This window comes from Bacillus sp. sid0103, from assembly GCF_019219025.1.
Map to the genome: position 1 here is coordinate 63,747 of NZ_JAHUWN010000015.1, position 14,280 is coordinate 78,026.

The following is a 14,280-nucleotide window of genomic DNA, read 5'->3' on the forward strand; positions in this document are numbered from 1 at the left end:
GCCTTTTCCATTTATAAAGTTTTGCTGAGGTGTTCATTCTTTTTTCATGCTCGGCTACAATAGAACTATATGGTCATATTTTTTCGCTAAACGGAGGAGTTTTTATGACAACCAATGTAAATACGAATGAAGTAATTGCTAAGACAGAGAAATATGGAGCAAAAAATTATCATCCGCTCCCAATTGTGATTACTCGTGCAGAAGGTGTGTGGGTAGAGGATCCTGAAGGTAACAAATATATGGACATGCTTAGTGCCTATTCAGCTGTAAACCAAGGGCATCGTCACCCTAAAATTATTCAAGCATTAAAGGACCAAGCAGATAAAGTTACCTTAACTTCACGAGCCTTCCACAATGACCAGCTTGGCCCATGGTATGAAAAAGTTTGTCAGTTGACGAAAAAAGATATGGTACTTCCAATGAATACTGGGGCAGAAGCAGTGGAGACGGCGGTGAAAGCAGCACGACGCTGGAGTTATGATGTCAAGGGTGTGGCAGAGAACCAAGCAGAAATTATTGCTTGTGTTGGAAACTTTCACGGCAGGACTATGACAGCTGTTTCCCTTTCATCCGACGAGGAATATAAACGCGGGTTTGGTCCGATGCTCCCAGGGATTGAACTGATCCCATATGGTGATTTAGCGGCATTAAAAGCGGCAATTTCGCCCAATACGGCTGCATTCTTAATTGAACCGATTCAGGGAGAGGCAGGAATTGTGATTCCGCCTGCAGGCTTCATGAAGGCTGCCTTTGATTTATGTAAAGAAAACAATATTCTGTTTATTGCTGATGAAATCCAAGCTGGCTTGGCCCGGACTGGTAAAATGTTTGCTAGCGAGTGGGAAGGAATCGAACCGGACATGTATATTCTCGGGAAAGCACTTGGCGGAGGCGTGTTCCCTATTTCGTGTGTAGTTGCTAACAAAGATATTCTAGGTGTGTTTAATCCGGGATCGCATGGATCTACCTTTGGAGGAAATCCGATGGCATGTGCGGTTTCCATTGCGGCACTTGATGTGATTGTTGATGAAAAGCTTGCTGAAAAATCACTAGAACTTGGTGAGTATTTTATTAACAAATTGAAAGAAATTAACAATCCGATGATTAAAGATATTCGTGGTCGAGGCTTATTTATCGGTGTAGAACTAACGCAGCCTGCCCGCAAATACTGTGAGCAATTAAAGGAGCAAGGGTTATTATGTAAAGAAACACATGATACAGTTATTCGTTTTGCACCGCCGCTTGTAATTACTAAAGAAGAATTGGATTGGGCAATAGAGAGGATCAACAACGTACTTGGAAATAGTTAAAGCACTATTCGTAAACTTTGTGCTTTTGGATCTTAATAAGGATCATTTACTAAGTTTCTAGGCAATCTTCGCAAATGTTCTTACGAAAAGATGCCACGAAGCATCTAGGTTTACGGGTTGATGAACTTATACGAAAAACAACAATCTATGCGAAAATAGCCATAGTTAAAAACCAGGGGTGCAAAAATGGGGATATATGATGTAACAAATAGTGGTGGTGAAAAGGGAATAGAGAAATTAGACCTGCTCACATCAACACAAATTGTTATTCATGATGCATTAAAAAAGATGGGCTATAACGAAGAAATGTACGAATTATTGAAAGAACCATTACGAATGTCAGATGTAAGAATTCCAGTGCGGATGGATGATGGTTCTACCAAAATATTTAACGGGTTTAGGGCCCAGCATAATGATGCGATTGGACCAACCATGGGCGGGGTCCGCTTTCATCCTCAAGTGACAGCGAATGATGTGAAGGCATTATCGATGTGGATGAGTTTAAAGTGTGGAATTGCCGATTTACCTTTTGGCGGGGGAAAAGGGGCGATTCTTTGTAACCCGCGAACGATGTCTTTTGGTGAACTTGAGCGATTAAGCCGAGGATATGTGCGAGCGATAAGTCAAATTGTTGGACCAACGAAGGATATCCCTGCACCCGATATGTACACCAATTCTCAGATTATGGCGTGGATGATGGATGAATACAGCCGTCTCCGCCAATTTGATTCTTCTGGCTTTATAACAGGCAAACCACTTGTGTTAGGAGGTTCTGAAGGCCGTGAAAAGGCGGGAGCAAAGGGAGTAACCATTTGTATTAAAGAGGCAGCCAAAAAACGCGGCATTAACATCAAAGGAGCCCGTGTGATTGTTCAAGGATTTGGGAACGCCGGCAGTTATATTGCCAAGTTTATGCATGATGCTGGAGCGATTGTAGTTGGAATTTCTGATGTTTATGGTGCCCTTTATAATCCAGATGGATTAAATATAAATTATCTGCTCGACCGCCGTGACAGCTTTGGTACAATCACGACGCTTTTCGAGGGGACCATTACCAATCAGGAATTGCTCGAACAGGAATGTGATGTGTTGGTTCCTGCAGCAATTTCCAACCAAATTACTGTGCAGAATGTCCACAATATTAAGGCGAAAATTGTCGTGGAAGCTGCAAATGGGCCGACGTCGCTAGAGGCAACTTCTATTCTCACTGACCGCGGAATACTGCTCGTTCCAGATGTTTTGGCAGGAGCAGGCGGTGTGACTGTTTCCTATTTTGAATGGGTTCAAAATAAGCAAGGTTATTATTGGAGTGAAGAGGAAGTAGAAGTGAAATTGCATAATAAACTGATAAAATCGTTCCATGATATTTACGAGCTGGCACAAACAAACAATGTAAATATGCGTTTAGCAGCATATATGATTGGTGTCAGAAAAATGGCAGAGGCATCATTATTTAGAGGCTGGGTATAAAAAAACTTCCTTGCATCATTACGATGTAAGGAAGTTTTTTTACGGTGAACTAAGCTAGTTTTTGCAAAATGAACCATAATAACTAATAATGTATTAGGTAAAGGATGGTGAATGTTTATGGAAAATTTTACTTTTTGGAATCCAACCAAATTAATCTTTGGAAAAGGGCAGTTGGACCAATTAAAAACAGAAGTACCCCGTTATGGTAAAAAGGTTTTGCTAGTCTATGGGGGCGGAAGTATTAAAAGAAGCGGTTTGTATGAAAAGGTGATCAACTTATTAGCTGAAATCGGAGCAGAGGTTTTTGAACTTCCTGGAGTGGAACCAAACCCAAGGATTACTACTGCACGAAAAGGAATTGAAATCTGTAAACAAGAGGGAATAGAATTCTTGCTAGCGGTTGGCGGTGGAAGTGTCATTGATTGTACAAAGCTGATTGCTGCTGGTGCAAAATATGAGGGGGATGCCTGGGATCTAGTTATTAAAAAGGCATTTGCAAAAGATGCACTTCCTTTTGGAACTGTGTTAACACTTGCGGCAACCGGGTCTGAAATGAATGCAGGCTCCGTTATTACAAATTGGGAAACAAATGAAAAATACGGCTGGGGAAGTGCAGTTACCTACCCAAGATTTTCTATCTTAGACCCCGTTAACACATTTACCGTACCAAAGAATCAAACGATTTATGGAATAGTCGATATGATGTCACATGTTCTTGAACATTATTTTCATCTAGAGGAAAATACGGATTATCAAGACCGCATGTGTGAGTCTTTATTAATCACGGTGATGGAAACGGCACCTAAGCTGCTTTCTGACCTAGAAAATTACCAGCACCGGGCAACCATTCTTTACTGCGGGACGATGGCTCTCAATGGAATCTTGAATATGGGATACCGCGGCGATTGGGCTACACATAATCTTGAACACGCGGTATCAGCCGTTTATGATATTCCTCATGGCGGTGGGTTAGCTATCCTATTCCCACATTGGATGAGGCACAATCTAGCGGTGAAACCGGAACGCTTTAAGCAGCTTGCTGTTCGTGTGTTTAAAGTAAACGATGAAGGCAAGAGTGCAGAACAAACAGGGCTCGAAGGAATTCAGAAATTACGTGAGTTCTGGAATAGCATTGAAGCACCGGCACGGTTAGCTGATTATGATATTGATGATTCGAAACTAGAGTTAATGGCTGATAGAGCGATGGAAAACGGAGTGTTTGGAAACTTTAAAAAGTTAAATCGTGAGGATGTATTAGCCATTTATCGTGCATCACTATAATGAAAGAAATTTGTCGAAAATGGGTGCGCTTTCACTATTAGACCTTCCTTGATAATCAGCCCATCATTCGATAAAGTGGAATATGTAAATAAAATTATGGAGGATCATGCATGACACACGTTCGTTTTGATTACTCAAAAGCTTTAACCTTTTTTGGAGAACATGAACTTACATATCTACGTGATGCTGTAAAAGTTGCTCATCATTCCCTACATGAGCAAACAGGCGCGGGCAGTGACTTTTTAGGATGGATTGACCTGCCAACTAATTATGACAAGGAAGAATTTTCACGCATTCAAAAATCAGCTGAAAAAATCAAAGCTGATTCTGATGTTCTTCTTGTTATTGGGATCGGCGGATCTTACCTTGGGGCAAGAGCGGCGATTGAAATGCTTCAGCATAGTTTTTACAACGTACTTCCAAAAGAAAAACGAAACACACCTCAAGTGATTTTTGTTGGTAATAACATTAGTTCTACTTATATGAGAGATTTAATCGACCTTCTTGATGGAAAGGACTTTTCTATCAATGTCATTTCTAAATCGGGAACAACTACTGAACCAGCTATTGCTTTCCGTATTTTCCGGAAGCTTCTCGAAGAAAAATACGGTCAAGATGAGGCGCGTAAACGAATTTATGCGACGACGGACAAAGCAAGAGGGGCGCTAAAGACCTTAGCAACAGAAGAAGGTTATGAGACATTTGTGATTGCTGATGACATTGGCGGACGTTATTCAGTTCTTACAGCAGTCGGATTGCTTCCAATTGCAGTGAGCGGAGCAAACATTGAGAAAATCATGGAAGGTGCAAAGGAAGCACAAGCAGACTTTGGCCATTCCGAACTTGAAGATAATGCCGCTTATCAATATGCTGCCGTGAGAAATGTGTTATACAATAAAGGCAAAACAATTGAAATGCTGATTAATTATGAGCCAGGCTTGCAATATTTCTCCGAATGGTGGAAACAGCTATTTGGTGAAAGTGAAGGAAAAGACCAAAAAGGTATTTATCCTTCCTCAGCCAATTTTTCAACGGATCTTCACTCGCTTGGACAATATATTCAAGAAGGGCGCCGTGATTTGTTTGAAACGATTATCAAGGTTGAAAGCCCTCGTCACGAATTAACAATTGAAGCTGTTGAAAATGATCTAGATGGCTTAAACTACCTTGCTGGCCAAACCGTTGACTTTGTTAATAATAAGGCATTTCAAGGGACCATGCTCGCACACACAGATGGCGGCGTTCCAAATCTAATTGTTACTATACCAGCGATGGACGAGTATACATTAGGGTACCTGGTTTATTTCTTTGAAAAGGCCTGTGCCATGAGCGGATATTTACTTGGAGTAAATCCATTTGATCAGCCTGGTGTTGAGGCATATAAATTAAATATGTTTGCCCTTTTAGGGAAACCAGGATATGAAGAGAAAAAAGCAGAATTAGAAAAACGATTATAATTTCCAGAAAAGAGAACTGATTATTTGTATAACGGTTTCTCTTTTGGGAGAGAAAATATTAGAATAAATACTTGATTTGCAGACCAATTATCACCTAATTGGTCTTTTTTTGTTGAGATAACAAAAGTTATTATTAAAATAACAACATTTTAAAACGTAAAAAATATAGTAAAACAATTTATTTTCCGAAACCTGTCCGAAGTGACCTCAGGTTCGGACTCAATGACCATTGATTTTCCGAAACCTGGTCCGAAGTACCCTCAGGTTCGGACTCGATGCCCATTGATTTTTCGAAACCTGTCCGAAGTGACCTTAGGTTCGGACTCGATGACCATTGATTTTCCGAAACCTGTCCGAAGTACCCTCAGGTTCGGACTTGATGACCATTGATTTTCCGAAACCTGTCCGAAGTACCCTCAGGTTCGGACTCGATGATCATTGATTTTCCGAAACCTGTCCGAAGTGACCTCAGGCTCGGACTCGATGCCCATTGATTTTCCGAAACCTGTCCGAAGTACCCTCAGGTTCGGACTCGATGCCCATTGATTTTTCGAAACCTGTCCGAAGTGACCTTAGGTTCGGACTCGATGACCATTGATTTTCCGAAACCTGTCCGAAGTGACCTCAGGTTCGGACTCGCTTACCATTGACTTTCCGAAACCTGTCCGAAGTGACCTCAGGTTCGGACTCGCTTACCTTTAAAGAGAATCAGTTCTCTTTTTTTTATTGAAATGAAGGGATTTGGAGAAACTAATTGTATCGATGAATTAGGGGGTTAATGTTTATGATTGAGTTACCATCCAAAGTAGAAGGTAAGCAGTTTGGTTTATTTGAACTTGAACAAAAATTAAAACCAATCGGATATACGATTGGCGGAAACTGGGATTATGATCATGGTGCTTTTGACTATAAACTTAATGATGAGGATGGCTACCAGTTCATGCGTCTGCCATTTCAAGCAATCGATGGTCAGTTAGATGCTAACAATTGTACCGTTAAGCTAGGAAGACCATTCCTCTTGGCCCATATATATGAAGCAGGGCTTGATGACGAAGGGAGCACAGGTACCTTCTCAGGAACCCTAAATCAATTTCAAGAGCCAGTCGATAAGGATGCAAGCATTCCGGATAAATATCGAGAATCTGGGAAGGTATTGGTGCAAGAATTAGAAATGCTCCTCCTCACGGATTAACTTTTTGCTCTGTTAAAGTGAATATTGATTGAATTTTGCATAAATCACCACTAGCGATTAACGGAGCCAATTATTTAAAAATTAATAATTGATCGTTCTCTTCGATTGGCAAGGAGTGGGATGGATTCAGGAATGTTTCCTCCCCTCTTTGAATTCCAATTAAAAGGTAGCCCTTCTTTAATAATAAATGGCAAACATCGCTGAAGGGTTTTCCAATCTCTTTTTCCTCAGCTAAGTAAGACGACAATTTACTTTCCTGCAGCTCATGGACAATGTTTGATAGCAGTCCATCCCCATTCGAATGCAAACTGTTTACCATAAATACACTTGTTAGTTTATTTGATTGAATCACTTCATCTGCCCCGGCTCTATAGGCGTTAATTACTTGCTCTGCTGTTAAGATTTCAACGATGCATTTTACTTGCGCATAGATTCCTTTAATGGTGAGTAAGGTAAGAATGCTATTCATATCTGCTTGGAGTTCATCGTTTCCTCTATCCGCAGTAATTAACACCTTCTCCGCATTATGGATATCACTTTTGACAATGGTATCATCAACATGACCTTTCCCTTGAATAAAGTGGACAAACCTTGATTTTACAGGGTTTGCTTCAAGTGTTTCATCAATTAAAACAACCATTTGTGGATAGTTGCAAGTAGTAAGTTTACTTATTAACTCTTTTGAGCGTTCATTCCAGCCGATAATGATGATATGCCCCGCACCTTTAAAAGGAATTCTCCCTTCAGAAAGGGCATCTTGTTTTGTGACGGCTGCTGCAGCTAATGTTCCAAAATAGGAAGAAACAAAGCCAACACCTAACAGGATTAAGAATAATGCTGTTAACCTTCCTAAGAAGGAATGGGGGACATAATCGCCATATCCTACCGTAGATGCAGTAATAATAGCCCACCAGATGCCATCAAAAATGGTAGGGAAAGTGGTAGGTTCTAAAAAATGAATCGAGACTCCAAAAGAGAGAAACACAAGCAATGCGATTAATAGAATTCGAACGAGGAGAGGCAAACGCAAGAAACTGATATATACTCTGTTCGGCACAATCGTCACCTCTTTCTTGTGTCTTTTTAGCTCCATCACTAAGATTTGGTGCGGAACCTATTATACCTATTATTGACGAAAATGAATCAATCTAATAGACCGTTTGATAATTTTAACAATACGTCAATGTTCACAAAAGATACTAATATTTTTCTCGAAGAGACTTGTTTTTCATGCTTACAACTTATAAATTATGGTTATTACCATTAATGTAGTTTCAACATAGAAAGAGGGTTGGTATCATGGGGATTAGTTTGAACACGCTATTATCAAATATTGAAAAAACTAGGGTTGAAATGGTTGAACTAGCGCATCGTTACGGTTATTCTAATCCGAATGTAGTCCAATGCAGCCAGAAGCTCGATTCTCTATTAAATGTCTATGATAATTTTGGAAAACTATAATGTAAGTCCACACAATAAAACCTTCCGTTGATCCGGAAGGTTGTTTTTTATATCTGAACCGCATAGGCAGCTAAACGGGCGTTTTCCCTTTATTGTGCATCTTCCACACGGTAGCTTAACATGATATAGGCATATTTTGATTTTTTATTAAGTTCTTCTTCAGTTAGATGTGGGAGGCTTGAATCCTCGAAACTTTCTTGTTCAGCTGTTTCTTCCCGAATCGCTTTCATCATTCGTCCTTGCGACGTTTTCCATTCTTTTCCGGTTAATGTCGGTAAACTAATCATTAAATTTACTTGCTTTTCAAAGTCAGGCATGCCTTTTTGTAACTCAGATTCCAGCAGTTTTAACCCAGGTTGAAGTAGTTTCATGATTTCTTCCATGACGGTCCCGTGATGTTCTTTTAGCAAGGATTCAGCTAATTCAAACCGATGCCCGGCTGATTCATTCCGTTTATAATATTTTTCGATTAAATTTCCATGCTGGCGCGTTTCCACTAACTCTAAAAGTCCAGCTTCTTCTAGTTTTTTCACATGGTAATATAGCCGTGATGGTTTTTCCTTCAGTTCTTCTGCCATTTTTCCTACGGTAACAGGTTCTTTGGCAATGTCTAAAATACTTCGTTTTCTTACATCCAGCATCATTTTTGCTATTTCAATATCATCAATCTTTTTCACGATACGTTCCTCCAGAGTTAATTAGCTGCAACTGGCTGTTTTGAATCAGGCTCCATTTTTGTGCTGCGATTGTCAGACAAGCTTCGATATCCCTTCAACAACGGCATTAATAGCGCTACGATTGTAAGAAGTGCCCCGGATAGAGCAGTCCCATATAAAACACCTACTTCTTTCGATAACCAGCCTCCTGCTAAAATTCCAATCATGGAAGCAGTACTAGCGGTAATTCCTAATAAGGAAGAGCCTCTGCCCCTAAAGGCTGCTGGCGTTACTTTTAAAAATAAACTGTTAAGCGGAACATTTAAGAAGGCGTTTAGAATACCTACCATTATACTCCATATATAGACAGGAAGGATGCCATAAAGCACATGAAAACGATCTAAAGGGATAATTAAGATCATCCAAAGCCCAATTGAGGCAGTCCCTGTGAGAAATATCTTACTTGGCTTCACTTTTTTCATGGCAAAAGGTGCGGCTACACTAGCCCCAACAATCATACCGACTGCCGTTGCGGCTTCAATAAAGCCAAAGTGAAAGGCAGAAACTTTAAATTCATTGGTTAAAACCGCGATAAGGTTGGTGTTGAGGATCCCGCAAACTAGAGTAATTGGAATGAGGAGAATTAATAAAAATCGTAATGCTGGCATTCCAATGACTTCTTTTACACCAGATTGAATGGAATTGAAATAGGACTCAGTAGAAACATCTTTTGCAACATTTATTTTACCAAGATTTCGCAGCGAGAGGATGAAAAATGCAGATAAGGCAAAGGTCACAGCATCAATGGCAAAAATGACAGTGTAATTATTCGCCATCATTAATAAAGCACCCACAGAAGGAGCGATGATATCCATTGCGGCTCTAGTAGATTGCGAGAGGGAAATGGCTGGCTGGATATTCTCCTCACCAACAAGGTCTGGTATTGAGGATGAGCGGGCCGGGTCGAAAAGGGCAGAGCCAAGACTTTGAAAGGTGATTAAAATAATTAAGGCTGGAGCCGAATGATGGAAGGGAATCATCAAAGCAACAATGACCATCCGGTAAAAATCAGCCCCGGCCATTAACCATTTCCGATTATATTTATCGGCAAGCGGGCCAAAGAAAATCCCGAAAAAGGCAGTTGGAAGAAGTTGAGCAAAAATTACCAGTCCGATAGTGAGTGGATCTTTCGACAAGGTCGCCACTAGATAAACGATGGCAATTCGGGTGAAACCATCACCAAGGTGCGATATGATTTGACCTAGCCAAAAACGGAAAAAGGCCTGGTTATTAAGAACGTTAAACATTATTATCAACCTCTCTTGAAAATTTATTTTATCGTTAAAATTATTTTTAATGGTTAAATTTATTTTAACAGCTTTTTTGTATTATGTAAATAATGGAAAGTGTCTAGTTTTGTCGAGATATATAATCTTTAAATATAAGCATTGCCTTTTTTCAGGAATTGCCTTTATTTATGTATAAACGAGAATAATATTTTGCATAGATGCAAAGTTTAAAACCAAATTGTCCCTTTTAAGTCTTGACCTATGAGGTGAAGAAAAGTGTGTATTGAAACCAAAAAAGAGCTAAAATTCATCATCTTTGCTTTGCTTGTAATAGCGGTCTATCTTTCTCCTCTATTTATTCTCCAGGAAAATGCTCATATACGTGTTCATGATAATCTGGATTCGAACCTGGCTTGGTATAAGGTTTTAGCGAGAAGTGGAGAAATGTTCGGCCCAGTTAATGCGACCATTCCCCAAATCATAAATGGACAATTATCGAGAAATGCCTTTGGAACCGAATACAGTATCATTGTCTGGCTGTACGCCCTTTTCCCAACAATGACTGCCTATGGCTTAAGTCAGGCTCTGACTAGAATAGTAGCCTTTTTTGGAATGTATTGGCTCTTAAAAAGACACTTTTTACCCGGTGAGAAGTGGTTATTCTTACAAATTGGAACTGCTCTTGCCTTTGCCTTGACCCCATTTTGGCCGTCAGGGATGTTGAGTACCATGGGGATGCCGCTTGCACTTTGGGCATTCCTTACTATTCGCAACGGAAAAGGGGGGTGGAAGGAATACTTGGTTCTCACCCTTTTGCCTTTTTATGCGAGTATTGTTTTAGGATTTTTCTTTTTTTTAACGGCCATGGGGTTCTTTTGGTTAACGGATGGTTTAAGAGGGAAGGGATGGAATCTTCGCTTTTTAGCAGCCATTATTTATATGACCGTTATATTTATGTGTGTTGAATATCGGCTCATTTTTTCATTTCTATTAATCGATGAACCGAATAGTAGGGATGAATATTATTTTCCAATCTTGCCTTTTTGGAGATCGGTTAGGCTTACCTTTAAAAACTATCTGCTCGGTCACACCCATGTGATGACGGTTCATACGCTGTTTATTTTACCTGCAACCTTTACCGCCATATGGATTGTTTTCAGAAAAAAGCTTTGGAAGCAGGAAAGGCTATTTGTTTTCTTATTCTCACTAAATATTGTGCTATCGATCTGGTATGCCTTTTGGTTTTATGAAGGATGGGCACCTATAGTCGAACGATTCCATTTTTTGGCAACTTTTAATTTCGCCCGCTATCACTTTTTACGTCCGATGGTAATTTATGCAGGCTTTGCTCTTGCATTAAAGGTCCTTACTTTACAAGGGGAGGGATTTGCTAAAACAGCAAAATGGTATGCAGTTTTGCAGCTTCTCTTTTTGTGTTTATTTAATGATGAAATCATTTATCGAGAAAAACCCACGGTCAAACAATTTTATGCGGTGGAAATGTTCCGTGAAATAGAGGAGTATATCGCACTTCCAAAGGAAGAATATCGTGTTGCCAGTATTGGCATCCACCCATCCATCGCTCAATATAACGGGTTTGACACGCTGGATACCTATAATAATTTTTATCCATTAACCTATAAACATCAGTTTAGAAAAATAATTGAAAAGGAATTGGCAAAAAATAAAAAGGTTCGCAAATATTTTGATAAATGGGGTGGACGTTGTTACATTTTTACCGCACAACTAGGAAAACATTATATGATCAAAAAAGATTCTAAACGTCATTTGAAAAATTTAGAGTTGAATACGGATGTCTTTAAAAAAATGGGCGGCCGTTATATTTTTTCGGCCCTGCCTATCGATAATGCCAAGAAAAACCGATTATTGTTAGTTAATGTATTCGAATCGAAAACATCAGCTTGGAAAATTTATTTATATAAGACTTTGTAGACAGCGGGGGGTTTAAACAGATGATGGAACCAGTTCTTACGATTGTTGTGCCTTGCTATAACGAGGTGGATGTTTTACCTGTTACCATTGTTCAACTTCAGCAATTGTTGAAGGAGCTGATTAACGATAGTCTTGTTTCTACACAAAGCAAAATCTTGTTTGTAGATGACGGAAGTCAGGACCGAACATGGGAATTGATATATAAAGAAGGATTAAGAAATGAATTTGTTCGAGGCTTAAAGTTATCCAAAAACGTAGGCCACCAAAATGCATTACTTGCAGGTTTATTTACAGCCAAGGAACTGTCTGACTGCATTGTATCCATCGATGCAGATTTACAGGATGATATTAAAGTAATCCGTGAGTTTATCCTAAAGTTCCATGAAGGCTATGAAATTGTTTATGGTGTTCGGAAGGGGCGTGACACTGATACTTTCTTTAAACGAAGTACTGCCCAAGGATTTTATAAGTTCATGGAAAAGATGGGGGTTGACCTCGTTTATAATCATGCTGATTTCCGATTAATGAGTAAACGAGCAGTGCAGGAGTTAGAACGATTTAGCGAAGTAAATTTATTTTTACGGGGCATTGTTCCTCTCCTCGGCTTTCGCTCGGATGTAGTTTATTATGACAGGCTAGAGAGGAAAGCGGGTGAATCGAAATATCCTTTAAAAAAGATGCTTGCCTTTGCTTTTGACGGGATTACCTCCTTTTCTGTTTCACCTATACGCTTTGTTTTAGTAATAGGATTGGTTTCTTTTTGGTTGAGTCTAATCTTTGGAATCTATTTTTTAACGCTAAAGTTTTTTGGGAATACCGAGACAGGCTGGACGTCGCTGATTACTTCGATTTGGCTTATTGGCGGCTTGCAGTTAATTGCGATCGGATTGATCGGAGAATATATTGGGAAAATTTATAAAGAATCAAAACAGCGTCCAAAGTATATTGTTGATATTGATTCCTTTAATCTGCCAAAACCAAGGAACCATTTGCTTAATCAAACAGTAGAGGATGAGTTTTATAATCTTGAGCTTAGACAAATATCTGAAACCAACAACTAACCCACTTGTCCGCTTTATCCTTGTGGGGATTATGAACACATTTATTGGTTTAGTTTGTATGTTCTTTTTTCTTAATGTTGCGGGGATTTCCTACTGGATATCCACGTTTACAGGAAATGTAATAGGGGCATGTTTCAGCTTTTTATTAAATAGGACCTTTACTTTTAAAAGTAATGTTTCTTTCCATAAAGGTCTGCCAAAGTTTTTTGCTACTATTTTTATTTGTTATTTTTTAGCTTATTTCTGTAGTGAGAAATTGATTGAGTGGACCAATCAATTTCATCCTTTTAGTACGTCTATTGAGGAAAATGCATCGGTTCTTTTAGGTAGTACTCTGTATACAATAGCCAATTATCTTGGACAAAAGTATTTTGTCTTCAAAAACATAAAAACAGCGTAATAATTTACCTGAAAATCTAGGCTGCTCATTTTATTTTTTTGTAGTACGAACCTATTTCTCTGAATAAAAATGAATAGACAAGCTTCTACTCATTTATTAGGGAGAGATATGGATGAATGTATTTTTGAGCTATATACTATTAGGTTTATCGCTGGCAGCGCCAATAGGTCCAATTAATGCCGCACAAATTGACCGGGGCATACGGAATGGCTTTATGAATTCGTGGCTTATTGGGGTAGGGGCTGTCATTGCTGATGGTGTTTATATGCTTGTTGTTTATATAGGGGTTGTCCAGTTTCTTGAAACGGCATTTATGCAAACGTTTCTTTGGTTTTTTGGCTGTTTTGTCCTGATGTATACAGGAATAGAAACCTTTATGAATGCAGGAAAGATCCATTTAGAGCATTCCAGGGGGAAGGAACCACTGATAAAATCATTCTTTTCAGGATTTCTCATGTCGATCTCTAATCCATTAACGATCCTTTTTTGGCTAGGGATTTATGGGTCAGTTCTTGCGAAAACGGCGGCAACGTCTAATCCAAGCCAATTAGTCCTTTATAGCAGTGCGATTTTCATCGGGTTGTTGATATGGGATATTGCAATGGCAAGTGTATCTAGCAGTTTTCGTAAGTTTTTAACTCCTCATGTACTTGTAGTGATTTCTTGCGTGTCTGGCCTTTCTTTAATTGGTTTTGGAATTTATTTCGGAATGCAAGCATTTAATCTGTTATTTCGGTAAAAAAAAACCAG

At 39.3% G+C, this 14,280-nt stretch carries 13 protein-coding genes; 10 read left to right on the top strand and 3 right to left on the bottom strand.

The window, feature by feature from the left end:
* Positions 1 to 104: 104 nt before the first annotated feature.
* The 5 genes from KW850_RS17305 to KW850_RS17325 all read left to right on the top strand — a co-directional run bounded on the left by KW850_RS17305 (position 105) and on the right by KW850_RS17325 (position 6,710).
* The gene (locus KW850_RS17305) at positions 105 to 1,310 is read left to right on the top strand and encodes an ornithine--oxo-acid transaminase (protein ID WP_218348832.1); all 1,206 of its coding nucleotides are present in this window, start codon (positions 105 to 107) and stop codon (positions 1,308 to 1,310) included.
* A gap of 186 nt (positions 1,311 to 1,496) precedes the next feature.
* Complete coding sequence (locus KW850_RS17310) at positions 1,497 to 2,780, top strand: Glu/Leu/Phe/Val family dehydrogenase (protein WP_218348833.1); 1,284 nt, start codon at positions 1,497 to 1,499, stop codon at positions 2,778 to 2,780.
* 117 nt (positions 2,781 to 2,897) lie between these two features.
* Positions 2,898 to 4,061, top strand: coding sequence for an iron-containing alcohol dehydrogenase (locus KW850_RS17315; protein WP_218348834.1), 1,164 nt, complete (start codon positions 2,898 to 2,900; stop codon positions 4,059 to 4,061).
* A gap of 110 nt (positions 4,062 to 4,171) precedes the next feature.
* A complete protein-coding gene (locus tag KW850_RS17320; protein WP_218348835.1) occupies positions 4,172 to 5,518 on the top strand; it encodes a glucose-6-phosphate isomerase in 1,347 nt (448 codons plus the stop codon).
* A 784-nt stretch (positions 5,519 to 6,302) separates the two neighbouring features.
* Positions 6,303 to 6,710, top strand: a complete 408-nt coding sequence (locus KW850_RS17325) for a YugN-like family protein (protein ID WP_218348836.1) — start codon at positions 6,303 to 6,305, stop codon at positions 6,708 to 6,710.
* A 70-nt stretch (positions 6,711 to 6,780) separates the two neighbouring features.
* Here the strand turns inward: KW850_RS17325 and KW850_RS17330 are convergent, their stop codons facing one another.
* Positions 6,781 to 7,803: a potassium channel family protein gene (locus KW850_RS17330; RefSeq protein ID WP_374226347.1), complete on the bottom strand. Its 1,023-nt coding sequence runs from the start codon at positions 7,801 to 7,803 to the stop codon at positions 6,781 to 6,783.
* Between the two features lie 206 nt (positions 7,804 to 8,009).
* On the opposite strand from KW850_RS17330, the gene KW850_RS17335 reads away from it, so the two are divergent.
* Positions 8,010 to 8,171, top strand: a complete 162-nt coding sequence (locus KW850_RS17335; protein ID WP_218348839.1) for an aspartyl-phosphate phosphatase Spo0E family protein — start codon at positions 8,010 to 8,012, stop codon at positions 8,169 to 8,171.
* A gap of 89 nt (positions 8,172 to 8,260) precedes the next feature.
* Here the strand turns inward: KW850_RS17335 and KW850_RS17340 are convergent, their stop codons facing one another.
* Positions 8,261 to 8,848 (bottom strand): winged helix-turn-helix domain-containing protein, encoded by a 588-nt coding sequence (locus KW850_RS17340; RefSeq protein ID WP_218348841.1) that lies wholly within the window; start codon positions 8,846 to 8,848, stop codon positions 8,261 to 8,263.
* Positions 8,849 to 8,865: 17 nt separating this feature from the next.
* Complete coding sequence (locus KW850_RS17345) at positions 8,866 to 10,134, bottom strand: MFS transporter (RefSeq protein ID WP_218348843.1); 1,269 nt, start codon at positions 10,132 to 10,134, stop codon at positions 8,866 to 8,868.
* A gap of 258 nt (positions 10,135 to 10,392) precedes the next feature.
* On the opposite strand from KW850_RS17345, the gene KW850_RS17350 reads away from it, so the two are divergent.
* From KW850_RS17350 to KW850_RS17365, 4 genes are all read left to right on the top strand, one after another.
* The gene (locus KW850_RS17350; protein WP_374226346.1) at positions 10,393 to 12,069 is read left to right on the top strand and encodes a DUF6044 family protein; all 1,677 of its coding nucleotides are present in this window, start codon (positions 10,393 to 10,395) and stop codon (positions 12,067 to 12,069) included.
* A gap of 20 nt (positions 12,070 to 12,089) precedes the next feature.
* Positions 12,090 to 13,130, top strand: coding sequence for a glycosyltransferase family 2 protein (locus KW850_RS17355; protein ID WP_218348845.1), 1,041 nt, complete (start codon positions 12,090 to 12,092; stop codon positions 13,128 to 13,130).
* On the top strand, positions 13,096 to 13,530 hold the full coding sequence (locus KW850_RS17360) for a GtrA family protein (protein ID WP_256358309.1): 435 nt from the start codon (positions 13,096 to 13,098) through the stop codon (positions 13,528 to 13,530). Before KW850_RS17355 ends, KW850_RS17360 begins: the two co-directional genes overlap by 35 nt.
* A gap of 112 nt (positions 13,531 to 13,642) precedes the next feature.
* Entirely contained in the window at positions 13,643 to 14,269 is a 627-nt protein-coding gene (locus tag KW850_RS17365; protein ID WP_218348848.1) for a LysE family transporter, read from the top strand.
* Positions 14,270 to 14,280 lie beyond the last annotated feature (11 nt).

Bases quoted from the DNA above. Each gene is read 5' to 3' on its own strand.
- KW850_RS17320 (WP_218348835.1), top strand. From the start codon at position 4,172: ATGACACACGTTCGTTTTGATTACTCAAAAGCTTTAACCTTTTTTGGA.
- KW850_RS17355 (WP_218348845.1), top strand. From the start codon at position 12,090: ATGATGGAACCAGTTCTTACGATTGTTGTGCCTTGCTATAACGAGGTG.
- KW850_RS17365 (WP_218348848.1), top strand. From the start codon at position 13,643: ATGAATGTATTTTTGAGCTATATACTATTAGGTTTATCGCTGGCAGCG.
- KW850_RS17335 (WP_218348839.1), top strand. From the start codon at position 8,010: ATGGGGATTAGTTTGAACACGCTATTATCAAATATTGAAAAAACTAGG.
- KW850_RS17330 (WP_374226347.1), bottom strand. From the start codon at position 7,803: ATGGAGCTAAAAAGACACAAGAAAGAGGTGACGATTGTGCCGAACAGA.
- KW850_RS17315 (WP_218348834.1), top strand. From the start codon at position 2,898: ATGGAAAATTTTACTTTTTGGAATCCAACCAAATTAATCTTTGGAAAA.
- KW850_RS17305 (WP_218348832.1), top strand. From the start codon at position 105: ATGACAACCAATGTAAATACGAATGAAGTAATTGCTAAGACAGAGAAA.
- KW850_RS17310 (WP_218348833.1), top strand. From the start codon at position 1,497: ATGGGGATATATGATGTAACAAATAGTGGTGGTGAAAAGGGAATAGAG.
- KW850_RS17345 (WP_218348843.1), bottom strand. From the start codon at position 10,134: ATGTTTAACGTTCTTAATAACCAGGCCTTTTTCCGTTTTTGGCTAGGT.
- KW850_RS17325 (WP_218348836.1), top strand. From the start codon at position 6,303: ATGATTGAGTTACCATCCAAAGTAGAAGGTAAGCAGTTTGGTTTATTT.